At 69.6% G+C, this 23,977-nt stretch carries 19 protein-coding genes; 8 read left to right on the top strand and 11 right to left on the bottom strand.

From position 1 onward, the window contains the following. Nucleotides 1-35 precede the first annotated feature (35 nt). The 3 genes from QZ749_RS23225 to QZ749_RS23215 form a co-directional block, all read right to left on the bottom strand. Nucleotides 36-995 carry a DUF535 family protein gene (locus QZ749_RS23225; protein ID WP_296952134.1) on the bottom strand — a complete coding sequence of 320 codons (960 nt, stop codon included), beginning with the start codon at nucleotides 993-995 and terminating at the stop codon, nucleotides 36-38. A 166-nt stretch (nucleotides 996-1,161) separates the two neighbouring features. Beyond that, nucleotides 1,162-1,674, bottom strand: a complete 513-nt coding sequence (locus QZ749_RS23220) for a hypothetical protein (RefSeq protein WP_296952132.1) — start codon at nucleotides 1,672-1,674, stop codon at nucleotides 1,162-1,164. Between the two features lie 9 nt (nucleotides 1,675-1,683). Beyond that, nucleotides 1,684-2,205 carry a hypothetical protein gene (locus tag QZ749_RS23215; RefSeq protein ID WP_296952130.1) on the bottom strand — a complete coding sequence of 174 codons (522 nt, stop codon included), beginning with the start codon at nucleotides 2,203-2,205 and terminating at the stop codon, nucleotides 1,684-1,686. A gap of 98 nt (nucleotides 2,206-2,303) precedes the next feature. Between QZ749_RS23215 and QZ749_RS23210 the strand changes: the two genes are divergently transcribed. Continuing rightward, entirely contained in the window at nucleotides 2,304-2,474 is a 171-nt protein-coding gene (locus QZ749_RS23210; RefSeq protein WP_296952128.1) for a hypothetical protein, read from the top strand. Nucleotides 2,475-2,493: 19 nt separating this feature from the next. Here QZ749_RS23210 and QZ749_RS23205 read toward each other — a convergent pair whose 3' ends face one another. Beyond that, nucleotides 2,494-3,327 (bottom strand): helix-turn-helix transcriptional regulator, encoded by an 834-nt coding sequence (locus tag QZ749_RS23205; protein WP_296952126.1) that lies wholly within the window; start codon nucleotides 3,325-3,327, stop codon nucleotides 2,494-2,496. Between the two features lie 93 nt (nucleotides 3,328-3,420). On the opposite strand from QZ749_RS23205, the gene QZ749_RS23200 reads away from it, so the two are divergent. Beyond that, on the top strand, nucleotides 3,421-4,314 hold the full coding sequence (locus tag QZ749_RS23200; RefSeq protein WP_296952123.1) for an SDR family oxidoreductase: 894 nt from the start codon (nucleotides 3,421-3,423) through the stop codon (nucleotides 4,312-4,314). Between the two features lie 117 nt (nucleotides 4,315-4,431). Here QZ749_RS23200 and QZ749_RS23195 read toward each other — a convergent pair whose 3' ends face one another. Then, nucleotides 4,432-8,937: a translocation/assembly module TamB domain-containing protein gene (locus QZ749_RS23195; RefSeq protein ID WP_296952121.1), complete on the bottom strand. Its 4,506-nt coding sequence runs from the start codon at nucleotides 8,935-8,937 to the stop codon at nucleotides 4,432-4,434. Continuing rightward, a complete protein-coding gene (locus QZ749_RS23190; RefSeq protein ID WP_296952117.1) occupies nucleotides 8,937-10,874 on the bottom strand; it encodes an autotransporter assembly complex family protein in 1,938 nt (645 codons plus the stop codon). The genes QZ749_RS23195 and QZ749_RS23190 overlap by 1 nt, the downstream gene beginning before the upstream one ends. Nucleotides 10,875-10,970: 96 nt before the next feature. Between QZ749_RS23190 and queC the strand changes: the two genes are divergently transcribed. Next, nucleotides 10,971-11,687 (top strand): 7-cyano-7-deazaguanine synthase QueC, encoded by a 717-nt coding sequence (queC, locus tag QZ749_RS23185; protein WP_296952114.1) that lies wholly within the window; start codon nucleotides 10,971-10,973, stop codon nucleotides 11,685-11,687. Between the two features lie 64 nt (nucleotides 11,688-11,751). Here the strand turns inward: queC and QZ749_RS23180 are convergent, their stop codons facing one another. Further along, the gene (locus QZ749_RS23180; protein ID WP_296952112.1) at nucleotides 11,752-12,126 is read right to left on the bottom strand and encodes a hypothetical protein; all 375 of its coding nucleotides are present in this window, start codon (nucleotides 12,124-12,126) and stop codon (nucleotides 11,752-11,754) included. 228 nt (nucleotides 12,127-12,354) lie between these two features. On the opposite strand from QZ749_RS23180, the gene QZ749_RS23175 reads away from it, so the two are divergent. From QZ749_RS23175 to QZ749_RS23165, 3 genes are all read left to right on the top strand, one after another. Next, nucleotides 12,355-12,570, top strand: coding sequence for a hypothetical protein (locus QZ749_RS23175; RefSeq protein WP_296952110.1), 216 nt, complete (start codon nucleotides 12,355-12,357; stop codon nucleotides 12,568-12,570). Nucleotides 12,571-12,715: 145 nt separating this feature from the next. Beyond that, nucleotides 12,716-13,204 (top strand): hypothetical protein, encoded by a 489-nt coding sequence (locus QZ749_RS23170; protein ID WP_296952207.1) that lies wholly within the window; start codon nucleotides 12,716-12,718, stop codon nucleotides 13,202-13,204. A 91-nt stretch (nucleotides 13,205-13,295) separates the two neighbouring features. After that, complete coding sequence (locus QZ749_RS23165) at nucleotides 13,296-15,272, top strand: GAF domain-containing sensor histidine kinase (RefSeq protein ID WP_307726677.1); 1,977 nt, start codon at nucleotides 13,296-13,298, stop codon at nucleotides 15,270-15,272. 176 nt (nucleotides 15,273-15,448) lie between these two features. On the opposite strand, the gene QZ749_RS23160 is transcribed toward QZ749_RS23165, so the two are convergent. From QZ749_RS23160 to QZ749_RS23145, 4 genes are all read right to left on the bottom strand, one after another. Beyond that, a complete protein-coding gene (locus QZ749_RS23160) occupies nucleotides 15,449-15,844 on the bottom strand; it encodes a PPC domain-containing DNA-binding protein (RefSeq protein ID WP_296952203.1) in 396 nt (131 codons plus the stop codon). A gap of 11 nt (nucleotides 15,845-15,855) precedes the next feature. Next, nucleotides 15,856-18,057, bottom strand: a complete 2,202-nt coding sequence (locus tag QZ749_RS23155; RefSeq protein ID WP_296952107.1) for a response regulator — start codon at nucleotides 18,055-18,057, stop codon at nucleotides 15,856-15,858. A gap of 97 nt (nucleotides 18,058-18,154) precedes the next feature. Continuing rightward, nucleotides 18,155-19,660: an HD domain-containing phosphohydrolase gene (locus QZ749_RS23150; protein WP_296952103.1), complete on the bottom strand. Its 1,506-nt coding sequence runs from the start codon at nucleotides 19,658-19,660 to the stop codon at nucleotides 18,155-18,157. A gap of 233 nt (nucleotides 19,661-19,893) precedes the next feature. Continuing rightward, complete coding sequence (locus tag QZ749_RS23145) at nucleotides 19,894-20,631, bottom strand: DNA-formamidopyrimidine glycosylase family protein (protein ID WP_296952098.1); 738 nt, start codon at nucleotides 20,629-20,631, stop codon at nucleotides 19,894-19,896. A gap of 171 nt (nucleotides 20,632-20,802) precedes the next feature. Between QZ749_RS23145 and QZ749_RS23140 the strand changes: the two genes are divergently transcribed. After that, entirely contained in the window at nucleotides 20,803-21,309 is a 507-nt protein-coding gene (locus tag QZ749_RS23140) for a DUF3016 domain-containing protein (RefSeq protein ID WP_296952096.1), read from the top strand. Between the two features lie 158 nt (nucleotides 21,310-21,467). After that, entirely contained in the window at nucleotides 21,468-23,870 is a 2,403-nt protein-coding gene (locus QZ749_RS23135) for a catalase (RefSeq protein ID WP_296952092.1), read from the top strand. Nucleotides 23,871-23,977 lie beyond the last annotated feature (107 nt).

The raw sequence follows: 23,977 nt of genomic DNA, 5'->3' as shown, positions 1-23,977 counted from the left end.
GTTGGCGCTGTTGCTTTTCCGCGCGAACCCGCTGTTCAAGTTGGCGCCGCGCAGGCTGCCGGTGCCGTGGGCAGCGGGGCATGGTCCTGCACGAGATGGCGCCGCAGCGCCAGGCCGGCCTCGTCGCCGATCGCCCGCCAGTGCGCGCGCCGCAGCGCCGCCCGCTTGCGATGCTTGGACGGCATGTCCGCCAGCGGCTTGACGTGGAAGGGCAGGGCGACGCGCCAGCCGCGGCCGTCCGTGGCGACGCCGCCGAGGACTTGCCAGAAGCCGTCGTAGGCGTTGGCGAAATGGTTGACGGCGGCGGGATCGTGGGCGCATTGCCGGGCCGACTTGACTGCCACCACCTGGTCCATGCCCAGCGCCAGCGCGATGCCCTGCAGCGCGGCGAAGCAGAAGAAGCTGGGCGAGTTGTTGGGGAAGGCGCGTTCGAAGGCGCGAAAGGCGTCGGCCAGGTCCGCGGCCTGGGCGCGGTGGCCCTGGTTGCGCGCGACGAAGGGCAGGAGGGGCGCGTCCACGCCGGCGAAGCGGCCGTCGACCCAGCTGAACGACAGGCGATGCAGGCAACGGCCGCCGGCCAGCAGGACGATCGTCAGGTCGCCCTCGGCGCTCAGGCGCGAGGCCATGTCCAGCCTGATCTCGAAGGGCATGCCGCCGGCTTCGCGGCGCCACAGCACCAGGCCGCCATCGCGGTAGACGGCGCGCCGGTAGGCGGCGTCGAACGCCTGCTCCTCGAAGCGGTAGTGGGTGGTCACGCAGCGCACGCGCTCGCGCAGCGTCAATCCCTTGGCCAGGTAGTCGCGGTGGCTGAGGTGGTGGAAGACGTCGTCGTGCACCTTGGTGAGGTGGTCGCGGTAGACGCCGAGCGCCAGCAGGCGCGCGTGGTCGCGGTAGAACAGCAGCACGCGCAGGCTGCGCGCGATGCACGCCGACCACGAGGCGAACGGGTAGTGGCGGCGCGCCAGCCAGTGCCGGGCCAGGTGAACGATGACCATTGCCTCCTCCGGGAATGCGCGGTGCGCGGACACGGCCATTCTCGGCAGGTCGCCGCGCCGGGTCCTTGGGGGCGGACAAGCGCGTGGAGGAGGGTCGATCCAGGTCAAGCCGGAGGCTGACGCTGTTTCTTAAAGGCTGTTGACAGAAAGAATAATCGCCCGGCGTTCACATGTCGCCGATTTCCTTGCGCTTCTGGCGGCGCCAGCGCACCAGGCCGGCGGAATAGGTCGCGAAGTAGGCGGCCGTCAGGCCCAGGCAATACATCGTCAGCGGACTGTCGGTGAAGCGCGGGTTCGGCTGGTTGCTGCCCTGGTTCATGTAGATCTCGATGCCGAGGTAGATCACGCGTGCCACCAGCACCATGCCGACCAGCACGCCGAGGCGCTGGCTGGGCGTGAAGTAATAGCCCTGGTCGGTCGCCTCGAAGCGCGTGCGGCGCAGGCCGTAGACGCCGAGGAAGATGCCCATCGCGGCGCCGCCGGCCAGCGCCACCAGCGCGTACGGCCGGTCGAGCACGCTGGCCGCCGGCACCAGCACCATGGCGCAGAACACCAGCAGGCCGGTGTAATGGCGCGACATGATGGAGCGCTGGCGCGTCATCTGGCTCTTCAGGCGCGAATAGATGCGCCAGACCAGGATCGGGATGAGGAGGATGAGGGCGAGGGTGGTGATGCTCATTGTTTCCGTTCAGGTCGATGCGCCGTGCGTCGTGTCGTGCGCGGCGGTGCGCTTGCGCCAGGCCAGCAGGCCGAATGCGAAGCGCATGTAATAACCGGCCAGCACGCCGAAGATGACCAGGGTCAGCGGGCTGGTGACGAATTCGTGGTGGGCGAACGAGCCCAGGGCGTAAAACTCATAGGCGCGCCAGGCCATGCGTCCCATGAACAGGGCGGCCACGGCCAGGCCGATCGGCGCATGCGGGGTAAAGTAGAACGTATCGCCCACCTGCTCGAAGCGGGTCTTGCCGATCGCGACATGGCCCAGCACGATGCCGACCGGCAGGCCGGCGGCCAGGCCCGCCAGGGCGATCGGATGGGTGCCCAGGGCGAACGTGCCGAGCGCCAGGACCAGCAGCGGGAAGAAGACCAGCGTGGTGCGGTGGCGCCAGGTCTTCGAGCGCTGGCGGCTAGTCAGGCGCCGGATGCGGCTATACATGCGCCACAGCACGAGCGGAACGAGGACGGCGGCAACCATGGGCGTCGTCAGCATGGTGGATCCTTTCTGTCGAATCCGCCATTGTAATCCAGGCGGGCGGCGATCAAACGCCGCCGGTGGTAATGTTTTGGCTCGCCATCCCGGAGCCGCACATGACCCTTTTCCCCCGCCAAGCCCATCGCGCCCCCGATCCCGCGCCCATCGAGGAACCTCCCGCCGATCCGTTCGAGCCGGCCGACCCGCACCAGCCGCCGATCCGCACGCCGCTGAACGACGATCCGGTGCCGGATCCGAATCCGAGCGTGGGGCGCATGCTGCACTGAGCGTCTGCGCCGGCCGGCGTCACGCTGGCCGCGCCGCCATCAGGCGCCGCACCTTGTCCTCGTCCTGCGGCGTCGCCGGGTTGTAGACGACCATGCCGAGGTCGGGCCGGCCGTCGATGGTGAACGAGGAATATTCCATGGCGATGAGGCCTGCCACCGGATGGCGCAGTTGCTTGGTGCCTTCGCCGTGGTGGCGCACGTCGTTCTCCTGCCAGAAGGCGGCGAATTCCGGGCTGCGCTGCGACAGTTCGCGCACCAGGCCGTCCACCCCGGCATCGGGGCGGGCGCGCGTGGCGTCGGCGCGGAAGGCGGCGACGACGAAGCGGGCGACGCTGTCCCAGTCGAGCTGCGCGGCGCGCCGTTGCGGGTCGCAGAAGATGCGACGCAGGATGTTGCGCTCGCCGGGCGCGGCGGCGCCGTAGCCGAACACGGCATCGGCGGCGCGGTTCCAGGCCACCACGTCCCAGGTCAGGGTCTTGACGAAGGCCGGGCTGGCGGGCAGGGCGTCGAGCATGCGCTGGATGCGCGGCGACAGGCCGGCGTCGGGCCGGTAGCGCGGCTCCGGCGAGCGGCCGAGCGCGAGCAGGAACAGGTGTTCGCGCTCGGCCTCGGTCAGCATCAGCGCGCCGGCGATGCGCTCCAGCACCTCGCCGGACGGCGCGCCGCCCCGGCCCTGTTCCAGCCAGGTGTACCAGGTGGCGCTGATGTGGGCGCGCTGCGCGACTTCCTCGCGGCGCAGGCCGGGCGTACGGCGGCGCACGGCCGGGTAGCCGAAGGCGGCCGGATCGAGCCGGCCGCGGCGGTCCTTCAGATAATTGCCCAAGGCATTGTCGCGGGCGGTCGCCGCATCCATCCTGTTACTCCCCATACCCGTATAAGCTCACTACTTTACCCCCATGGGCGCCGGCACGATAGTAACGTCATTCGCAACCCTCAGGAGAATGACATGCGTGTATTCGTTACCGGCGCCACCGGCTTCGTCGGTTCGGCGGTCGTACGGGAATTGATCGACAACGGCCACGAGGTGCTCGGGCTGGCACGTTCGGACGCCGGCGCGGCGGCGCTCGAACGGGCGGGCGCCGCCGTGCTGCGCGGCACGCTCGACGACGTGGACGGCCTGCGCCGCGGCGCCATGGCGGCCGACGGCGTGATCCACGCGGGTTTCCAGCACGATTTCTCGCGCTTCGCCGAAAGCTGCGCGCTGGACCGGCGCGCGATCGAGGCGCTCGGCGCGGCGCTGGAAGGCAGCGCCAAGCCGCTGCTGGTGACGTCGGGCCTCGCGCTGGTCGCGCCCGGACGGCTGGCCGTCGAAACCGATGCGCCGCATCCCATCCTCGAAGCGTTCCCGCGCGCCTCGGAGCACGCGGCCGAGGCGCTGGCGGCGCGTGGCGTGCATGCGTCCATCGTGCGCCTGCCGCCGTCGGTGCACGACGCGGGCGACCACGGCTTCGTGCCGATGCTGATCGGCATCGCGCGCGACAAGGGTGTGTCGGTGTATGCCGGCGACGGGACCAACCGCTGGCCGGCGGTGCACCGCGTCGACGCGGCGCGCCTGTATCGCCTGGCGCTGGAACGCGCGGCGATCGGCGCGCGCTACCACGCGGTCGCCGAAGATGGCATCCCGTTCCACGCCATCGCCGCCGTCATCGCGCGCCGCCTGGACGTCCCGCTGGAAAGCCGCCCGGCGCAGGACGCGGCGGCCCACTTCGGCTGGTTCCACCGCTTCACCAGCCTGGACGCCCCCGCCGCCAGCACCTGGACGCGTAACACCCTGGACTGGCACCCCCGCGCACGCACGCTGCTCGACGACATCGACAGCGAACGCTACTTCCCCACTTAAGCAAAATTAAACCGGGGTCAGAGCCGGGGTCAGAGCCCTGTTTTTGGAAATTTCCCAAAATCGGGCTCTGACCCCGGCTCTGACCCCGGTTTGTGGTGGCGCAAATGTTGGACCCGGTTAGTCGAAGGCCCAGGAGTACAGGACGTCCAGCGCCGTGTTGGTGCCGGTCTGGAGTTGCAGGGTGATGCGCGGGTTGACCTTGTAGCGCAGGCGGACCACGCTGGAAGCGGTGGCGGCGCCCTGTTCGAAGCTCAGGTACAGGCGCGACGAGATGCGCTTGCCGACCGTGACCACGGTGTTTTCCAGGCCCGCCGCCTGGCCCGTGCCCTGGCGCACGCCCAGTTCGTCGACGCCCAGCGAGTTCGCCAGCTTGCTCGTGATGCCGCCGGTACCGCCCTTGCCGCCCAGTAGCGCGCCGGCCGCGGCGCTCAGCACGTCCGCCTCGTTGCCGGTGGTCGCTTCCATGCCGTGGCCCAGCACCAGCCAGGACAGCTTGTCGCTGTCCGGCACGTTCGGCGTCGACACCAGCCGCGCCGTCGGCGCCAGCGCCGTGCCGCGCACCTGCACGCCGGCTTCGACGTTAGTCTCGCTGAGCTGCTCGCCCTCGGGACGCTTGCGCACCGCCAGCACGTCGATCGACGGGTTGTCGTACGGGCCGCTGAAGGTGACGACGCCGCGTTCGATCGACAGGCGCTGGCCGTAGGCGGCATAGGTGCCGCCGACGGTGCGCACGGTGCCGTTGATGCGCGGCGGGTTGCTGCCCACCATGCGCAGCTGGACCGCGCCGGCGAGATAGGCGTCGGCGCCCAGGCCGCGCACGTGGAAGTCGTCGCCCAGGTCGGCCGTCAGGTCGACCGTCAGCGGCACCGCCTTTTCCTTGGCGGCCACCGTCGGCTTCTGGGCGCCGCGGCCCAGCACGATCACGTCGTCCGACAGGGTGGGGCGGTCCTGCGGCGCGAATTCGATCAGGGCGCGGTCGGCGCGGAACTTGCCTTCGACGGCGAAGCGGTTGGCGTCGCGTACCACCGAGGCCTGGCCGCTGACGATCACGGTGCGGTCCGGGCGCGACAGCGCTTCCAGCTTGTCGGCGACCAGCTTCAGGTTCATCGCCGCCTCGCCGCCGGCGAAGCGCACGGTGCCGTCGACGCTGGCGCGGCCGCTGTTGCCTTCGAGGGCCAGGCGCTGCAGCTGCAGCGTGTCGCCCGCCAGCGTGGCGCGCAACTGGCCGTTGCGCAGGCGCAGGCCCTGGTCCGGCCAGCGCACGGCCAGGCCGTCGCCCTCGATGGTGCCGTTCAGCGTGGGCGCGCCCACGGTGCCGCTGCCGGCCACCGTCGCGCGCAGCGCGCCGTCGACCTCCAGGCCGGGCTGGCCGAGCAGCGGCGAGACCCAGGCCAGCGAACCGAGGTTGGCGTCGGCCGTCAGCTTGAGCGGGCTGTCGTTGTCGACCAGGCCGCGGATCAGCTGCGCGGTGGCGTCGACCTTGGCGTTGCCCAGGCGCGTGCCGTCCACCGCCAGCCGGGCGCGCAGGGCGCCGCCGCCGACGTCGGCGCGCAGGTCGAGCGTGCGCAGGCCCAGCACGACCGGGGCGGTGTCGCCGGCGATCAGGTCGCCCTTCTCGCGGAACACGTGCAGGCTGCCGTCCAGCGCCGGCACGGCGCCGGGCGTGGCGGGCGCGCGCAGGTCGAGCGCCCATTGCGCGCCGATGGTCATGTCGCCGCGCAGGTTCTGGCGCACGGCGTCCGAGGCCTGGGTCAGGTAGCCGACCGGCACGCCGGTGGCGCCGCCGCGGCTGGTCCAGCGCGGGCCGTTCTTGGCCAGCGATTCGAGCGTGACCGAGCCGGCCGGCAGGCGGATCGTCGCATTGGTGAAGGCGATCTGCTCCGGATTGGCCAGGCCGGCCACGCCGCTGCCGGCGGGCGCCGCGATGCGCAGCGGCGCCGGGGCGGCCAGCGACAGCGCGTAGCGGCCGCGGTTGGTCAGGGTGTCCAGGCTGCCGGTCCAGGCATTGCCGCTCCAGCCGCCGTGCACGGCCAGCGCGGCGTCGAAGGCGTCGCCGCGCGCCGCCGCGGAAATCGTGTGGGCGCCGCGCGTGCCGGTGGACTGCAGGCGCGCACTGGCGATGCGGGTGTCGTTGCCGCTGCCGTCTTTCGCGGCGCCCACGTAGTCGCTGACCTGCACGTCGAGCGCCAGCGGGTCGCTGGCGCCGCGGCCGGCGCCGACGTTGGCGGTGGCGCGCAGCGCGCCGATGTTCTGCGTGCCCAGCACGCGGATCTTCTGGCCTTCCAGCGAGGCGGTGAGCGAGGGCGTGTCCATCGTGCCGGACAGCGTGCCCGAACCGCGCAGCGCGCCGGCGAAGTCGGGGCCGAGGGCGCCCAGCTGCGGCGCGTCGATGCGCCAGGCGAGCGTGTCGCGGCCGCTGCCGAAGGCGCCCTTGGCGGCGATGACGTTGCCGCCCAGGTGCAGGTCGACGTCGGCGTTGGAGATGTGGCGCTTGTCGGCGCTCAGCTTCGCATGGCCCCACAGCGGCGAATTCGACAGGGTCGACTGCTGCAGCGCCAGGTCGACCGCGCCGCCCAGGTTGGCGCCGCTGCGCCCGCTGGCATCGAAGGTGCCGTTGATGCTGCCGGCCAGCGGCGAGCCGAAGGCGGCCGGATTCAGGCGCTGCATGTCGCCCTTGGCGCGCACGGCGACGAAGCGGGCGTCGTCCTTGCCGTCCAGCCAGGCCTCGCCGCTCGCGTGCAGGCGGCCGGTATTGGTCTTGCGTTCCTTCGGCACCCAGCCCAGGCTCGTCGCATCGACCTCGAAGGTGGTGCGCGGCGCCTGCATGGTGCCGGTGACGACGCCGTTCGCCTGCACCGCGCCGTACAGGTCGGAGCGCAGCGCGGCGAGCTGCCTGCCGTCGACGCGCCAGGCCAGGCGCTCGCCCGGCTTGCCGAAGGCGCCCTTCAGGTCGACCGTGTTCTGGCCCAGCGCCAGCGTGGCGTTGACGTCGCTCACGTGCGTGGCGTCCGCCGCCAGCTTGCCGCGGCCGGACAGTGGCTGGTCGAACAGGCGGCTGCGGGCGATGGCGACATCGGCGGCCACCTGCCATTGCGGCGCCAGCGCGCCGGCGGCATGGACCTCGGCATTGATGTCGGCCTGCGGGAAGTTGCCGAAATCGGCCGGGTTGAAGCGGCTGGCGATGGCGGTCGCCTTGAACGGCTTCTTGTCCAGCAGGTTCATCTCGCCGGTCACGCGGACGCTGCTGCGCCCGGCCGACAGGCGCGCGTCGCGCACGGCGAGCACGTTGCCGTCGAGCGCCGCCTGCGCGACCAGGCGCATGCCGGCGTCGGCCAGGTCGACGTCGAGCGTCTGCGTGTCCTGGGTGTTCGCGATGCGCAGCTCGCCGGCGATCCTGGTCGGCTTCATGCTGGACTGGATCTGCTGCAGGTCGAAGCGGTCCGTGCGCAGCACGAATTCGGCGGTGCCCAGGCCCTGTTCGTCCGGCTTGCGCTGCAGGCTGCCGCCGCCCGTGAAGCGGCCGGCCGCGCCCAGGTCGAGCAGCACGTCGGACACGTTCAGGGCCGACAGGTTGCCGCCCAGCTGGCCGCGCAGCGCGCGCAGCGGCAGGCGCTGCTGGTCGAGCGTGCCCGTCGGGCCTTCGTTGACGAGGTTGACGGAGCCGGCGATGTTGCGGTTCGGATCCAGCTTGACCGCGACGGCCAGGTTCAGGTCCGCGGTCGGCAGCGCGGGGCTGAAGAAGCCCGGGTCGATGTTGCGGGCGTTCAGCGTGAAGGCCTGCAGCGGGATGTCGGCGAACGGCGCCAGCACCAGCTGGCCCGTGCCCTCGGCGCGCGCGGCCTTGCCGCTGGCGTCGATCACGGTGCGCCGCAGGTCCCCGCCGGCATGCAGCGTGAGCTGCGCGCCGATCGACGCCGGCGTGACGGGCGGCGCCGGCTGGCCCGGCGCGGCGGCCGGCGGCGGCGCCTGGGTCTGGCTCAGGCTCGCGTCCAGGTCCAGCTTGTAGGGAAGCGTATTGGCGATGGTGCCGCCGGCCTTGACCTGGCCCCAGGGCGTGCTGGCGCCCGCGTAGTCGAGCTTCCACTGCTGCTTGTCGCCGTGCAGGCGCGCGCGGATGTCGTCGATCTCGGTGGACGCGCCCTGGTTGACCATCACCATCTTCGCCAGGCGCGCGTCTTCGACCGCGATCTTGAAGGGCGGCGCGAGCTTCGCCGGCATGGTCGACTTCTCGCTGGATTCCTTGAGCGTCTCCATGCGCAGCGATTGCGCATACAGTTTATTGATCTCGACGCCGCGCGACAGGTATTGCCAGGGCTTCCAGTCGATGTCGACGGTGTCGACGGTGATCAGCTGGGTCTCGCTGCGGAACACGATGCGGTCCACGTGCATGTGGCCGTACAGCGAGCCGGACACGCCGGTGAGCGTGAGCGCGCCGCCGCTGGCCTTCGCCACGCGCTGGGCGATCATCTGCAGCGTGGTCTCGCGGCCCAGGTACCAGACGACGCCGCCGAGCACCACGACGGTGACGGCGGCGCCGATCGCGACCCGGCGCGGCCACTTGCGCGTTCTGGGCGCGGAAGCCGGCGGCGGCGCCTGTTCGGGGGGGTGGTTGTCGACGTCCATCAGAAGGTGAATCCAAGAGAGAAGTGCAGGCGGACCTTGTGCACCGCCTTGCCGTAGGCGACGTCGACGTTGATCGGCCCGACCGGGCTGCGCCAGCGCGCGCCGACGCCATAGCCCACTTCGGGTTTCAGGTCGCTCAGCTTGTCGCCGGCATTGCCGACGTCATAGAACACGGCGGCGCCGTAGGGCGGCTTGAACCAGTAATCGTATTCGGCGCTGGCGGTGAGCAGGTAGCGGCCGCCCGTGATGGCGCTGCCGACCGGCACGCCCAGCTCCTGGTAGCCGTAGCCGCGCACCGAGCCGTCGCCGCCGGCGCGGAACAGGAAGGTCGTGGGCACGCCTTCCTTGTTCTTCGAGCCGAGCGCGCCGAACTCGCCGCGCAGGATCAGGGTGCCGTCGTCGCCCACCGGCTTGTAGGCCAGGCCGCGGGTGTACAGGCGCACGAATTTTTCGTCGGTCAGGACCGGCAGCGGCGCCGCGCCCAGCTGCACGTTGGCACTGTAGCCGCGCGTCGGCGCCACCAGGCTGTCCAGGCTGCGCTTGGTGATCGAGAACGTGACCGGCAGGCTCTTCACGCGCGGGCTGGGCGCGATCGCGTCCGCCAGCGTCACCTGCTCGGTCAGCGCCTCGATCTTGATGCTGCGTTCCAGCAGCGGCGAGCCCCAGGCGCGGGTGGCCGAGATGCTGGTGGTGCGGGTGATCTGGCCTTCGACATCCTGGCGGTCGAAGCCGCCGCCGACGCTGTTGTTGTAGCCGTTCGACGTGGTCGGCCAGTAGAAGTCGGTGCGCGCCGTCTGGCGCTTCTGCTCGTACAGCACGCTGCTCTTGTTGCGCTTGCCGAACACGAGCAGGTCGCCGTAGTTGGCCTGGGCGCGCGCGCCGGTGTTGGTGGAAAAGCCGACGCCCAGCGAGACGTTCTTGCGCTTGTTCTCGGTCACGCGCACCAGCACCGGCAGCGTGGTCGGCCCGGTCGCGGTCGACGCCTGCGGACCCGCGCCCTGGTTCAGTTCGTCGACCTGCCGGGCCACCACGCCCGACATGTCGGCGCTGACCTCGACGCTGCTGAAGTAGCCGGTGTCCTGCAGCCGGCCCTGCAGCGCCTGCAGCGCGGCGTCGCTGTATTCGTCGCCGGGGCGGATCTGGTTCAGGTTGGTGATCACGCTGGCCGGATAGCGCTGCAGGCCCTCGATTTTCAGGTTGCCGAACTGCGCATCCGGGCCGCTGTCGATGACGACCTTGAGCAGGGCGCGGCGGCTGTCCGGATCGACGGTGGCGCTGGAGTCGAGCAGCTGCGCGCGCGGGAAGCGGCGCTGGGTGATCTGGCGCAGGATGTTGCGCTTGGCCGCTTCCCAGTCGGCCGTGCGGAAGCGCGAACCGGTCCCCAGCGTCCAGCCCTGGCGCAGCGTGGCCGCGTCGACCGGCGCGCTGCCCTTGTCGGCGGGGGCGAAGCCGCGCAGCTCGATGTCGACGTCGCCGACCGTCACCGGCTGGCCCGGCTCGACGATGATGCGCGCCACCGGCTTGGCGCCGGAAGTGTCCAGGCCGGCGCTGACCTGCGGCGAGTAGTAGCCCTCGGTGGCGATCAGCGTCTTGACCTGCTCGGGCGCCACGCGCACCAGGCGCTGCAGCTGCTCCATGTCGAGGCGCGGATTGCCGCGCCAGCGCATCAGGTCGAGGTTTTCCTCGAGCAGCTCGCGCAGCGCGCGCGGCGCCTCGATGCGCACGTCGTAGTCGACGGCGCGCGAGGGCGCCTCCATCGGCAGCGGGGCCGCCGTGCGGGCGTCGGGCGTGGCCTGCGTGGCCGGCGCCTGCGGCTGGTCCTGGGCGCCCGCGACCTGGGCAAGGCACAGTGCGTTCACGCCCAGCACGATTTGTGCCAAAATTCGTGATTGCGCCGGCGTCGTCGCCTTGGCCGGGTCGGGGCGTGCGGGAAACATGTCACTCCATCATTGTTGATTTGCCGGCCACATCTTAACGGATTGTTAAAGACGATGGCGGACGTTTAGCGTTCACTTAGCTCAGGAATACTCAATATGCACCAACCGGATACCGCGCTCGTCCTGTTCAGCGGCGGCCAAGACTCCACCACCTGCCTGGCGTGGGCGCTGCAGCGCTACGCGCGCGTCGAGACCATCGGCTTCGATTACGGCCAGCGCCACGCGATCGAACTGGAAGTGCGCCCGACCGTGCTGGCGAAGATGCGCGCGCTCGATCCGGCCTGGGACGGACGCCTGGGCGAGGACCACCTGATCGACCTGTCGCTGATCGCGCGCATCTCGGACACGGCGCTGACCAGCAACGTCGAGATCGCGATGCAGGAAAACGGCCTGCCGAACACCTTCGTCCCGGGGCGCAACCTGCTGTTCATGACGGTGGCGGCGACGGTGGCCTACCGGCGCGGCCTGAACGTGCTGGTGGGCGGCATGTGCGAGACCGATTTCTCCGGCTACCCGGACTGCCGCGACGACACGATGAAGGCGTTGCAGGTGGCCCTGAACCTGGGCATGGCGACGCGGCTGAAGGTGGAGACGCCGCTGATGTGGCTGGACAAGAAGCAGACCTGGGAACTGGCCGAGCAGAGCGGCGGCGCAGCGCTGGTGGACCTGATCCGCTTCGACACCCATACCTGCTACCTGGGCGAGCGGGGCGCCGCGCATGCCTGGGGCCACGGGTGCGGTACCTGCCCGGCGTGCGCCCTGCGCGCCCGCGGCTACGAGCAGTACGCGGCGGCGCGGCGCCTGACGGATTGACGGCGGGTGCGCAGGGGTCAGGGCCCGGTATTGCTTTTCAAGGGCCCTGACCCCGGTTTTGCACCTACACCGGCTGCTGCAGGAGGCGATTGCGGCGCGAGCGGCTCACCAGCCACCACACGATCGCCACCGGCACCAGCAGCGGCAGCAGCAGCGGCGACACCACCAGCGCGACCAGCAGCGCCCCCAGCAGCAGGCCCCCCACGCACAGGATGCCGACGCCGGCGAACACCACGGCCAGGATGCTGCCCACCATCAGCATCACCACCCCGGCCACCAGCATGCCGCCGCCCGCGAACAGCATGCCGAGCAGGGCTTCCAGCGGGCCGTCGATCTCGTCGCCGTCGACGTGGAAGGCCATGTCCCCGCTCCAGGCGAACATATTCCACAGCATCAGCGCGAACAGGAACAGGAAGACGATGGCGGCGATCTTTTTCATGATGAATCCTCTTGGAAGTCGTTGTGCCGTTCGTTCGTTTGTCGGCGGCATGGTGCTACTGTAGGCATGCCGGCCACGCCGCTCCAGCGGCGTGCGACAGGCTGCGTTTTCGCGGGGCCGAACAGCGTGCGCGGCAGATGAGCGGACGGGCGGGAATGCCGGAAATCAAGCCTTGCATTGCCGGGCACGGGGGCTATACTGACAGCCTGCTCTATTGCAGGAGGTCCCATGCAGAAGACGCGACACCTGATCCGGGAAGGACCGGCGGGCGCTGCCGGCCACAAGAATCCACCCTCGGCGCCGCCGGCCATTCCGCCCATTCTCATCAACCCGCTCATCAATCCGTTCGGCCGAGACATGCCGCATCCCGCGATCGACCCGCGGCCCAGCCTGCCCGGTCCGCCGATCGTTCCGCCGCCCGGTCCCGGCCTGCGCATCATCTAGGACGCCGGCGCGGCGGGCGTTCGGCCGGCCGGGGCGGGCGCTGCGCCGGCGCTGCGCGCGATTCGTCGTCCGCGCCTTGTCCGGGGCGGCGGAATTCCCTATGATCTGGCTTTGGGCACAGCCCGCCGGATTGAGAATGAACGACATGAACGACGAAGCATCCCACGACGACGACGCTCCCGTGCAGGAGCCGCGCCTGTGGCAGGGCAATGGCTGGACCGCGCGCGTCATCAAGAACGAAGACGACGATGGCTGGGCGGTGGCCATGTACAAGGATGGCGAATCCGAACCGGCCCTGGTCGGTCCCTGGACCATGGGACGCGACAAGAAGAACCCGAAACCGCTCGACACCCCGGCCTTCCACACGCTGGTGAAAACGGCGTCCGAGGTGATCCGCCGTCACGAGCAGCAATTGCACGCGCAGTTGCACAAGAACACCGTGGTGTCGACCGCCGACGGCGAACTCAAGGTCACGCTCGACATCGTGCCCGACGAGGACAATCCGTACGCGCTGCTGTCCGCCTTCGACGAGATGGGCGAGCGCGTCGCGCAGGTGCGCGTGGAACCCGGATTCAAGCTGTCGCCGTCCTCGGCCATGGCCTGGATCGAGAACGATTTCCGCGCGCCGCGCTGAACGTGGCGGCGAGGCGGGCGCGGCGATTTTTCCGCGCCCCGATGCGCCGGTGCGTGGGTTGAACTGGTACTATTTCCCTCACGCATTATTCATGCTTGAAAGGGAAGCGATGGAAAGCCGTCTCGCCCGCCTGGAAGCGGTCCAGGCGATGCTGCTGGAGATCGGGCAGCTGTCCGCCAGTTGCACCGACATCCGCGAATTCCTCGGCGCCGTGCACCACGCGCTGGGCCGCATCATGTATGCGGACAATTTCTATGTCGCGCTGGCCGAGCGCGAAGACAATACCGTGCGCTTCGTCTACTTCGTCGACACCGTCGACGAGGGGCCGGACCCGCAGGAGCGGGTGGCGCTGGCCTCGCCCGAGCAGTCGCCGACGGCCTGGGTGATGCTCAACCGGCAGCCGCTGTCGATGACGTCGGACCAGGAGCGCGCGCGCGACAACGGCAGCACCTGGGGCCGCGGCAGCGTGGCGGAGCACTGGATGGGCTGCCCGCTGCTCGACCAGCAGCACGAGGTGCTGGGCGCCATCGTCGTGCAGAGCTACCTGCCGCAGCACACCTACAGCGCCGAGGACGAGGCGCTGTTCTCGCTGATCGCCAACCACGTGTCGAACGCGCTGCAGGGCCTGCAGAGCATGGACCGGCTCGAGCGCGCCGTGCAGGAGCGCACCCGCGCGCTGGCGCGCGAAGTGGCCGAGCGGCGCCGCGCCGAACAGGTCCAGCACGCCCTGTACCAGATCGCCGACCTGTCCGCCGCCATGCTCGAGACCGAGGTGCTGGCGCAGCGCCTGCACGACATCGTCTCCGAGCTGATGACCGCCAGGAACTTCCTGATCGCGCTGACCCATCCGGACACCGGCGAGATCAGCATCCCCTATTTCGTCGACGAGAAGGACGCCGAGGCGCCGTACAAGCGCTTCCCGTTCGGCGCCGGCATGGTGTCCTACGTGCTGCAGACGCGCCAGGCGCAGCTGCACGACGCCGGCAGCTTCGCGCGCCTGCACGCCGCCGGCAAGGTGCGCCAGCCGCTCGGCAATACCAATATCGCCAGCTGGATCGGCGCGCCCCTGCTGGTGCACGACAAGGCCTACGGCGTGCTGGTGATCCAGAGCTACGACCCGACCATCGTGTACACCAAGGCCGACCTCGACCTGCTGGCCTTCATCGCCAGCCACGTCGCGGTGGCGATCGCGCGCATGCAGGCCGACCGCGCGATCCGCAAGGCCAAGGAAAGCCTGGAGGCGCGCAACGCCGCCCTGAACCAGGCGCTGACGCAGCTGCAGGAGGCGCAGTCGGAACTGGTGCGCCAGGAAAAGCTGGCCTCGCTGGGCCGCCTGGTCGCCGGCGTCGCCCACGAGATCAACACGCCGCTGGGCATCTGCGTGACCGCCACCAGCCACCTGGTGCAGGAACTCAAGCTCACGCGCGAGGAACTGGCCAACGGCGAGATGACGGAAGAGAGCCTGCAATCGTTCTTCGACGTGGTCGACCAGTCGCTGCGCATCATGACCACCAATACCCAGCGCGCCGCGGCGCTGGTGCGCAGCTTCAAGCAGGTGGCGGTGGACCAGTCCTCGGACGACATCCGCACGTTCAACCTGGGCGCCTACATCAACGAGGTGCTGCTGTCGCTGCAGCCCAAGCTGAAGGGCCGCCCGGTCAAGGTCGAGGTGGACTGCCCGAAGGACCTGGTCATGGAGAGCTTCCCGGGCGCGGTGTCGCAGATCCTGACGAACATGGTGGTGAACTCGCTGGTGCACGGCTTCGAGCGCGACCAGCCGGGCCGGATCCGCATCCAGGCCGTGCTGGAAGACGACATGGTGGCGTTCGAATACGGCGACGACGGCGCCGGCATGGACGAGGACACGCTGGCCAAGCTGTTCGACCCGTTCTTCACGACCAAGCGCGGCAACGGCGGCAGCGGGCTGGGAGCGCACATCCTGTACAACCTCGTGACCGGTGCGCTGGGCGGCACCCTGCGCGTGGAGAGCAGCCCGGGCACGGGCCTGCAGTATCACCTGCGGTTTCCGCGCAAGCTGAACAAGCCCAAGCTGGCCGCCGTGGCGTAGGGTGGACGGGTCCCCCGTCCACGCGTTCAACACGATTCGCACGCCGCGCGGCCACTCGTAAGCCGTTCAACACGGTTTGCACGCCGCGCGGCCACTCGTAAGCCGTTCAACGCGATCTGCACGCCGCGCGGCCACTCGCAAGCCGGTTGGACGCGTGGACGGCGGAGCCGTCCACCCTACCTGGCGCGTACCGATAATTCCTTGTACCCGGTCGCCGGATCGTCCTCGCGGCCGAACTCCCAACCCGGCAACAGCGCCACCAATACCTCCGCCGTGGTGCGCACGATGCAGCCCGGACCCACGTGGCCCCCGGTCACGCGGCCGGCGGCGTCGGATACCGCCATGTGCAGGTGCGGCCCGTCCGGCGACAGCGAGCCGCCCAGGGAGACGATCTCCAGGTCGCCGCGCAACGCCGTGCAGCCGGGCCGGCCGGCGAAGCGCAGTTGCGCCACCGACAGGCTGCCGATGCCCTGCACGACGAAGGCGGCGCTGGCGCCGTGGCGCGCGAGGACGGCGTCGAGCGCGGCGCGCAGGTCGGCGCCGGCGCCGATGCGCAGGGGCAGGGCTTGCAGTGCCATGGTCCTTACTCCTTCGTGGCCAGGCCGCCCAGCAGGGCGACCAGTTGTTCGATCTCGTACGGCTTGGACAATACCTGCACGCCGGGCAGCGCGGCGCGCTGGTCGGTGTAGCCGGTGGCCAGCACGACCGGCAGGCCGGGACGGCGCTCGCGCAGCAGGGCGGCCAGGTCGATGCCGCTGACCTGGCCCGGCATGACGATGTCGGAAAACACCACGTCGGTGTCGAGGCCGCCGTCCAGCATGGCCAGCGCCGCGTCGCCGCTGGCCGCGACCACGACGTCGAAGCCGGCATCCTCCAGGCCACGCACGACGGCCTCGCGCACCAGCGGATCGTCCTCGACGAACAGCACCCGGCCGGCGCCGCGCGGCAGCGCGGTGCCCTGGCGCGCCGCCTGCTGCGGCGTCAGCGGCTGGCGCGAGCGCGGCAGGTAGACGTCGACCGTGGTGCCGGCACCGACCGCGCTCGTCAGCGCCAGCCAGCCCTGCGACTGGGTCGCGAACGCGTAGGCCTGCGGCAGGCCCAGGCCGGTGCCCTCGCCCGGCGCCTTGGTCGTGAAGAACGGGTCGAGCGCGTGCGCCAGCACCTCGGGCGGCATGCCGCTGCCGGTGTCCGTCACGCTCACGCGCACGTAGTCGCCACCCGGCCGCGTCGTCGTCGGCTCGAGCGTCTCGTTGCGCGCCGCGATGACCAGGCGGCCACCGCCCGGCATGGCGTCGCGCGCGTTGATCGTCAGGTTCAGCAGGGCCAGGTCGAACTGCAGCGGATCGACCGTCACCGGCCACAGCCCGTCGGCGCAGTCGATCTCCAGGCCGCCGCCCTGGCGCAGCACGCCGCGCAGCAGCTGCACCGAGCCGCGTATCTGCTCGCCCGGATCGACCGTCGCCAGCCTGGCGTCCTGCAGCCGTCCGAAGGAGCCCAGGCGCGTGGTCAGCGCGGTGGCGCGGCCCACGGTGCGCTTGCAGGTGTCGATCAGGGTTTGCACCTTGGGCTGGTTCGAGGTCAGCGCGGCGATCTGCAGCGCCGTGGTCAGGGTCTGCAGCAGGTTGTTGAATTCGTGCGCGATGCCGCCCGTCAGGCGGCCCAGCGCTTCCAGCTTCTGGCCCTGCAGCAGCGCGCTCTGGGCGCGCTCGCTGTTCGCCACCGCCTCGGCCACGCGCCGTTCCATCTCGGCCTGGGCGCGCAGGATCTGGCGGCTGGCCTCGGCCATGCGCCGCGCCACCGCGTCGATCTCCAGCACGCCCTGCGGCGTGTAGGCCACTTCGCGGCCCGCGCCCAGCTCCTCGGCGCCGCGGCCCAGGTATTCGATCGGCGCCGCGGCGCGCTGGCCGAACCAGCGCGCGCCCGCCACCGCCAGCACCAGCAGCAGGGTCATGATGGCGCCCAGGAACGATGCCGTGTACAGCGGCACGCGCCGCATTTCGTCCTGGGGAATCGTGACCATCGCGCGCCAGCCGTAGTCGGGGACGGTGCTGAAGAAACCGTGCATCGGGATGCCCGCCAGGTTGTTGGCGGACACGGTGCCTTCCTGCTGCGCCGCGAAGCTGCGCAGGGCCTGGTCGCCCACCAGGTGGCCGCGGAATTTCTCGGCCTCGCGCAGGCGCGCGACGACGCGGCCCTGGCGGTCGGCAATCACGGCCTGCCACCGCTCGGGAAAGCGCTGGCGCTCCAGCAGCGCCTGCAGCTTGGCCGCGTTCACGCTCATGCTCAGGTAGTAGGCGACGCGCCCGTCCAGGCGCACCGGGACCTGGACCACGAAGCGGTGGATGCCGTCCGGGCCCGTGAACAGGTCGGACACCAGCGTGCGGTCGGCGCCGTCGCGGCGCGCCAGCGTGTCGATGTTGGCCAGGCGCCGCGCCGGCAGCGCGCTGCCGAAGGGCACGCGCGTATCCAGCAGCCTGGCGCCGCTGGCGGCATGCAGGACGATGGCGCCGTCGCGCAGCGGCGCCATCGCGCGGGCATGGCGGTGGAACTCTTCCATGTCGCCTTCGGCCAGCGCGGGCGAGCGCGCCAGCGTGTGCAGGATGCCCTCGGTGTTTTCCAGCTCGTTCTCGACCAGCAGGGCGAACGCGCGCACCGTTTCCTTGACGCTGTTCTCCTGCGCGTGCCGCTCCTCGACGTAGACGTAGCCGACCGCCAGCGCCGCCGCCAGGAAGGCGGGCACCAGGATCGCGAGGATGAGGATCAGGAGGCGGGTTCGGATGCGCATCGGGACATGCCGGATTAGTATGGGCGGCGAATCATTTCGTCGCCCCGCATGTTACCCGACTACCCGGCGGCTGTCCCGCCGCCGATCGGGAGGGATCTCAGTCGGGCCAGCGGCGGTTGATCTGCTCCGCCTTGTCGAGGTTGCGGATCAGCAGGTCCACGTAGTGCGGATCGAGGTGCTTGCCGGCGACGTCCTGCAGGTAGTCGCGCACCTGCTCGATCGGCCAGGCATCCTTGTAGACGCGCTCGTGGGTGAGCGCGTCGAACACGTCGGCCACCGCCACGATGCGCGCGTACGGGTGGATGTCCTCGCCCTGCAGGCCCTGCGGATAGCCGCTGCCGTCGTACTTCTCGTGGTGCTGGTGGGCGATCACCGCGGCCGCCTTCAGGATCGGGCGCTGCGAGCCGTCGAGGATCTGCAGGCCCACGGTCGGGTGCTGCTTCATGATCTCCCATTCCTCCGGCGTCAGGCGGCCCGGCTTGAGCAGCACCGCGTCGGGCGTGGCGATCTTGCCGATGTCGTGCATCGGCGCGGCGTGCATCAGCACCGCCGTCTCCTCTTCCGACATGCCCGATTCCTGGGCCAGCAGGTGGCATACCTGGGCCATGCGGCGCACGTGGTTGCCGGCCTCGTTCGAGCGCGACTCGACCACGTCGCCCAGGCGCAGGATCAGTTCGGCCTGGGTATCGGTGATCTCCTGGTTCAGCAGGATGTTGTCGAAGGCGATCGCGACGCCCGAGCAGAACACGTCGAGCAGTTGCACGTCGATCTCGGAAATCTCCTCGACGCCCTTGAGCACCAGCAGCGAAGCCTTGCCGCTGTTGTTGGGGAAGTAGCCGACGTAGGTGTCGCCGTGCAGCTTGGAGATGCGGTTGTGGCGCGCCTCGTCGAGCTGGGCCACCAGGTCCGGGCCGATCGGTTCCTCGCCCAGGTCGCCGATGCGGGCCAGCACCTCGTAGCGCGCCTCGCCCGCGATCACGCTGGCGCCGGCCAGGCGCAGCAGCATGCTCTGCTCGAGCTGCAGCAGGGCCACCACCTGCTGCAGCAGGCCGTTGGCGAAATCCTTCAGGTTACGCTGGCGGAACAGGTGCGAGGACGCCGCGATCACGCGTTCCAGGCCCTCGCGGTAGTTCTGCTGCACGCGGCGCGCATCCTCGACCTTCATGATGTCGCGGTAGGCGCGCAGCGCGGCGAACGTGGTCGTGAACAGCTTGGTGCGGTCCAGCTCCGTTTTTTCCTTGTAGTCGTTGATGTCGTAGTCGACGATCACGCGTTCTTCCGGCGCCTGGCCCGGCTGGCCGGTACGCAGCACGATGCGGGTGAACTGGTTGTCCAGGTCCTGGCGCATCCAGCGCGCCACTTCGAGGCCGCTGTCCTCGGCTTCCATGACGACGTCCAGGAACACCAGCGCGATGTCCTTCTCGCGCGCCAGCACCTCCTTCGCTTGCGCGCCGCTGTAGGCGTGCAGGAAGCTCAGGGCGCGGCCGTCCAGGCGGAAGCGCGACAGGGTCAGCTTGGTCACGTCATGGATGTCCGGCTCGTCGTCCACCAGCAAGACCTTCCATGGAGCGAGTTTCGGCGCGGCAGAAGAAAGGAATGACATAGACGATGTCCGTAGCGTGGGTACAAGGATGAAAAAAAAGTAAGAACATGGCGTGCGCACAGCAGCGCGTCGAAACGATTGTAGTATGGGCAGTACCCATTAACAACAAGAAATATTGTGCGCGCGCACTGTTGAGTCACCATGCAGCAACGAGTTGCTTCCCTGTCTTTATGCCATGCCAATGGCATGCGCCGGCGGATGGCGCCATCGTGGTGCGCATGCACCTTTCCGGCTCATGCATAGTGTTTCTGGCAACGCTCGCACCAGAAGCTGCGGCGCTTCGTCCGGCCCAGGATCGCCTTGTGCAAGGGAATGCGGCAGCGCGGGCAGGTGGCCTGCGCATGGGCCAGCCAGTGCTGCTTCAGCACGTTTGCCTTCTTCCACGCCAGGAAGTCGAAGCTGTACGCGCGCGCCTCGTGCACGAGCGCGCGCAGCTTGGCGGGCGGCAGCGCGCCGACGGCGGACAGCGGATGGATGCGGGTACGGAACAGGACCTCGTTCTTGATGATGTTGCCGACGCCGGCAAAGATGTCCTGGTCGAGCAGGGCGTCGCAGGCCAGCATGGCCGGCGCCATGCGCAGCGTCTTGCGCGCCCTGGCCGGATCCCAGGCGTCGGCCATGACGTCGGCGGCCCAGTCGTAGCCGGCATCGACGTCGCCGTCGATCTCCTTGACCGAGCAGGCATAGAAATGGATGTCGCCGCCGTCGGCGAAGCCGAGCGACAGCCGCGCCGGCTTGTCGCGGCGCTCGTCGATGCGCCAGGTGCCGAACAGCAGGAAATGGATGCGCACCGTCATGCCGGGCACCTGGAGCAGCAGGTGCTTGCCCCACGTGCGTAGCGCGAGCAGGCGCTGGCCGCGCAGGCGCGCCGGGTCGATGGTCCAGGTATTGCCTTCGGCGCGCACGATCTCCTGGCCCACGAAGCGGGCCGCCTGTTCGCGCAGGATGACGAGCGATGGACCTTCCGGCATGAGCTTTCCCCCTTTCCCTATCGGCCCGGCCATTGTGCCGGAGGGAGGCTGGAAGCCCCGGTGCGCGACCACACATTTGGATACAAAGTTTGACAGCGTGGCGACGGACGCGGCCGCGCAAACGGGCGTATATTCGTTGTGAAAGAACCGATACCACGAAAGGAAGACACCATGAAACCGTTCATGCCTGCGGTGGCCCTGGCGGGCCTGCTGGCACTGGTGGCGGGGAGCGCGTCCGCTGCCGTCAGCGTCACCTACGTCAAGCCGGAGACCTTCCACGACCTGCCGTTTGCCACCTGGGAGCGCGACGAGATGCTGCAGCAGATCAGCGACCATTTCACCAAGCTGGGCCAGTCGCTGCCGGCGGGCCAGGACCTGCGGATCGAGGTGACCGACTTCGACCCGGCCGGCCGCCTGATCCCGAACGCGCGCATGGGCCGCGACCTGCGCGTGCTGAGCGGCAGCGCCGACTGGCCGCGCATGGACCTGCGCTACACGCTGGAGCAGGACGGCAAGGTGATCAAGAGCGGCGAGGCCAAGCTGGCCGACATGAATTACCAGCAGACCTTCAACCGCTACTTCGACAGCGAGCCGCTGCGCTACGAAAAACAGATGATCGATACCTGGTTCGACAAGACCATCGCGCCCATCGACCGCAAACGCGTCGGGCATCGTTGATATTTCCCTGCATAAATGATAAATATTCGCTATGCAGGCGATAGTAATCATTTAACGGTTTTATCGTCCGCTATGTTAGTGATGTAACCGTGGCACCTGTCCCCGCCGGCTATGTTGGATGTCCAACAAAACCCGGTTGAATAATCAGTGAGGACAGGATGACTTCGAAAAGCAAGACCCCCGCAAACGGCACGCCCGACGGCGCCGGCTCGGTATTGAGCACCATGGCTGGCCCGTCCGACCCGACCCCGCCGTCGGCTTCCCCGGCCAATCCGGTCGAGGCGCGCCTGTTCGACAAGGCTGCCGACGAAAAGCGGCTGGCGGCCGCCATGCCCTTCAATCCGAACAAGCCCGGCGAATACGGCGACGCTTCCCGCACGCCGAACGTGGGCGATCATCACCAGCCCGCGTCGCCGGCCACCACCGGCAGCACCAGCAGCGAGATCGCCAGCTCCGACAAGGTCGGCAGCGGCCAGCCGCCGGTGGGCGAGAACCGCACCGTGGAACCGCTCGACCGCGTGCGCGCCGATCCGTCCGGCCGCCACCTGACCACCAACCAGGGCGTGCCGGTCGCCGACAACCAGCACTCGCTGAAGATCGGCCTGCGCGGTCCCACCGCGATGGAAGACTTCATCCTGCGCGAGAAGATCACCCATTTCGACCACGAGCGCATTCCCGAGCGCGTCGTGCACGCGCGCGGCTCGGGCGCGCATGGTTTCTTCGAGTCCTACGACGACTTCGGCGCACTGACGCGCGCGGCGCCGTTCGCGGCCAAGGGCAAGCGCACCCCGGTGTTCGTGCGCTTTTCCACCGTGGCGGGCGAGCGCGGTTCGACCGACGTCGCGCGCGACGTGCGCGGCTTCGCCGTCAAGTTCTATACGGACGAAGGCAACTGGGACCTGGTCGGCAACAACATTCCCGTGTTCTTCATCCAGGACGCGATGAAGTTCCCCGACCTGGTGCACGCCGCCAAGCCCGAACCGCACCATGCGATGCCGCAGGCCGCCACCGCCCACGACACCTTCTGGGACTTCGCCGGCCTGTCGCCGGAAATCGCGCACATGCTCATGTGGGCCATGTCGGACCGCGCCATCCCGCGCAGCTACCGCACGATGCAGGGCTTCGGCGTGCACACCTTCCGCCTGATCAATGCCCAGGGCGAGTCGCGCTTCGTGAAATTCCACTGGACGCCGATGCAGGGCACCCATTCGCTGGTGTGGGACGAGGCCGTGAAGATTTCCGGCGCCGATCCGGACTTCCATCGCCGCGACCTGTGGGAAGCGATCGAGTCGGGCAACTTCCCCGAGTGGGAGCTGGGCCTGCAGGTGTTCACGGAGGAGGAGGCGCAATCCTTCCCGTTCGACATCCTGGACGCGACCAAGCTCGTGCCGGAGGAGCTGGTACCGCTGACCCCGGTCGGCCGCCTGGTCCTGAACCGCAATCCGGACAACTTCTTCGCCGAGACCGAACAGGTGGCGTTCTGCACCGCGCACATCGTGCCGGGCATCGACTTCAGCAACGATCCGCTGCTGCAGGGCCGCAACCACTCCTACCTCGACACCCAGCTCACGCGCCTGGGCGGCGCGAACTTCCACGAGATCCCGATCAACGCGCCGGTGGTCCAGGTGCAGAACAACCAGCGCGACGGCTTCCACCGCCAGACCATCAACCGCGGCCGCGTGAACTACGAGCCGAACTCGCTGGGCGGCGGCAGCCCGTACCAGGCCGGCAAGATGGGCTTCACCAGCTTCCCCGAGCGCTTCACCACCGAGGACAAGGTGCGCGGCAATCCCGAGCTGTTCGCCGAGCACTACGGCCAGGCGCGCCTGTTCTACCAGAGCCAGACCCCGGTCGAGCAGGACCACATCGCCAACGCCTTCCGCTTCGAGCTGACCCGCGTGCAGACGCCGGCGGTGCGCCAGCGCATCCTGGCGCTGCTGGCCAACGTCGATGCCGGCCTGGTCGCCAAGGTCGCCATGGGCCTGGGCATGGAGGTGCCGGACCCGCTGCCGCGCGCGCTGGACGCGCCGGTGCCGGCGTATGCGCCGTCGCCGGCCCTGTCGCTGATGAGCCGCCCGGGCCAGACCGGCATCCGCACGCGCCGCGTCGCCATCCTGGTGGCCCCGGGCGTGGACGCCGACCAGGTGCGTGCGTTGTACGCGACGCTGCTGGAAGACGGCGCCGTGCCGCGCCTGGTGGGCAATATGCTGGGCAAGGTGGCGGGCGCGAACGGCGCGCCGCTGGACGTCGAGGTCTCGCTGGAAGCCGGGCCGTCGGTGCTGTACGACGCCATGGTGGTCCCGGACGGCAAGCAGGCCGTCGCGGCGCTGGCGCGCAACGCCCACACGATCGACTTCGTGCGCGAGCAGTACCGCCACTGCAAGCCGATCCTGGCGCTGGGCGCCGGTGTCGACCTGCTGGCCAAGGCGATGATCCCGGCGACGCTGCCGGACGGCTCGGCCGATCCGGGCCTGCTGGTCGACGCGCCGGTCGACGCGTTCAAGCAGGCGCTGGCAAGCCACCGTGCCTTCGCGCGCGAGACGGATCCGCCGATGGTGTGATGGACGTAGCGCCGTCGTCCCGGCACGGGCCGGGACCCAGGTTCCCATTCGAAGTCGATGAGGCTGCATCGACGCGGCGTGTGCGGCTTCGGTGCGAAGATCGGGTC

It is taken from the genome of uncultured Massilia sp. (assembly GCF_913773735.1).
GTDB lineage: Bacteria > Pseudomonadota > Gammaproteobacteria > Burkholderiales > Burkholderiaceae_D > Telluria.
This window is presented reverse-complemented; position numbering and strand designations above follow the sequence as displayed.

Bases quoted from the DNA above. Each gene is read 5' to 3' on its own strand.
- QZ749_RS23220 (WP_296952132.1), bottom strand. From the start codon at position 1,674: ATGAGCATCACCACCCTCGCCCTCATCCTCCTCATCCCGATCCTGGTC.
- QZ749_RS23140 (WP_296952096.1), top strand. From the start codon at position 20,803: ATGAAACCGTTCATGCCTGCGGTGGCCCTGGCGGGCCTGCTGGCACTG.
- QZ749_RS23145 (WP_296952098.1), bottom strand. From the start codon at position 20,631: ATGCCGGAAGGTCCATCGCTCGTCATCCTGCGCGAACAGGCGGCCCGC.
- QZ749_RS23175 (WP_296952110.1), top strand. From the start codon at position 12,355: ATGCAGAAGACGCGACACCTGATCCGGGAAGGACCGGCGGGCGCTGCC.
- QZ749_RS23200 (WP_296952123.1), top strand. From the start codon at position 3,421: ATGCGTGTATTCGTTACCGGCGCCACCGGCTTCGTCGGTTCGGCGGTC.
- QZ749_RS23155 (WP_296952107.1), bottom strand. From the start codon at position 18,057: ATGCGCATCCGAACCCGCCTCCTGATCCTCATCCTCGCGATCCTGGTG.
- QZ749_RS23210 (WP_296952128.1), top strand. From the start codon at position 2,304: ATGACCCTTTTCCCCCGCCAAGCCCATCGCGCCCCCGATCCCGCGCCC.
- QZ749_RS23170 (WP_296952207.1), top strand. From the start codon at position 12,716: ATGAACGACGAAGCATCCCACGACGACGACGCTCCCGTGCAGGAGCCG.
- QZ749_RS23215 (WP_296952130.1), bottom strand. From the start codon at position 2,205: ATGCTGACGACGCCCATGGTTGCCGCCGTCCTCGTTCCGCTCGTGCTG.
- QZ749_RS23225 (WP_296952134.1), bottom strand. From the start codon at position 995: ATGGTCATCGTTCACCTGGCCCGGCACTGGCTGGCGCGCCGCCACTAC.
- QZ749_RS23205 (WP_296952126.1), bottom strand. From the start codon at position 3,327: ATGGATGCGGCGACCGCCCGCGACAATGCCTTGGGCAATTATCTGAAG.
- QZ749_RS23195 (WP_296952121.1), bottom strand. From the start codon at position 8,937: ATGGACGTCGACAACCACCCCCCCGAACAGGCGCCGCCGCCGGCTTCC.
- QZ749_RS23150 (WP_296952103.1), bottom strand. From the start codon at position 19,660: ATGTCATTCCTTTCTTCTGCCGCGCCGAAACTCGCTCCATGGAAGGTC.
- QZ749_RS23180 (WP_296952112.1), bottom strand. From the start codon at position 12,126: ATGAAAAAGATCGCCGCCATCGTCTTCCTGTTCCTGTTCGCGCTGATG.
- QZ749_RS23135 (WP_296952092.1), top strand. From the start codon at position 21,468: ATGACTTCGAAAAGCAAGACCCCCGCAAACGGCACGCCCGACGGCGCC.
- QZ749_RS23190 (WP_296952117.1), bottom strand. From the start codon at position 10,874: ATGTTTCCCGCACGCCCCGACCCGGCCAAGGCGACGACGCCGGCGCAA.
- queC (WP_296952114.1), top strand. From the start codon at position 10,971: ATGCACCAACCGGATACCGCGCTCGTCCTGTTCAGCGGCGGCCAAGAC.
- QZ749_RS23165 (WP_307726677.1), top strand. From the start codon at position 13,296: ATGCTTGAAAGGGAAGCGATGGAAAGCCGTCTCGCCCGCCTGGAAGCG.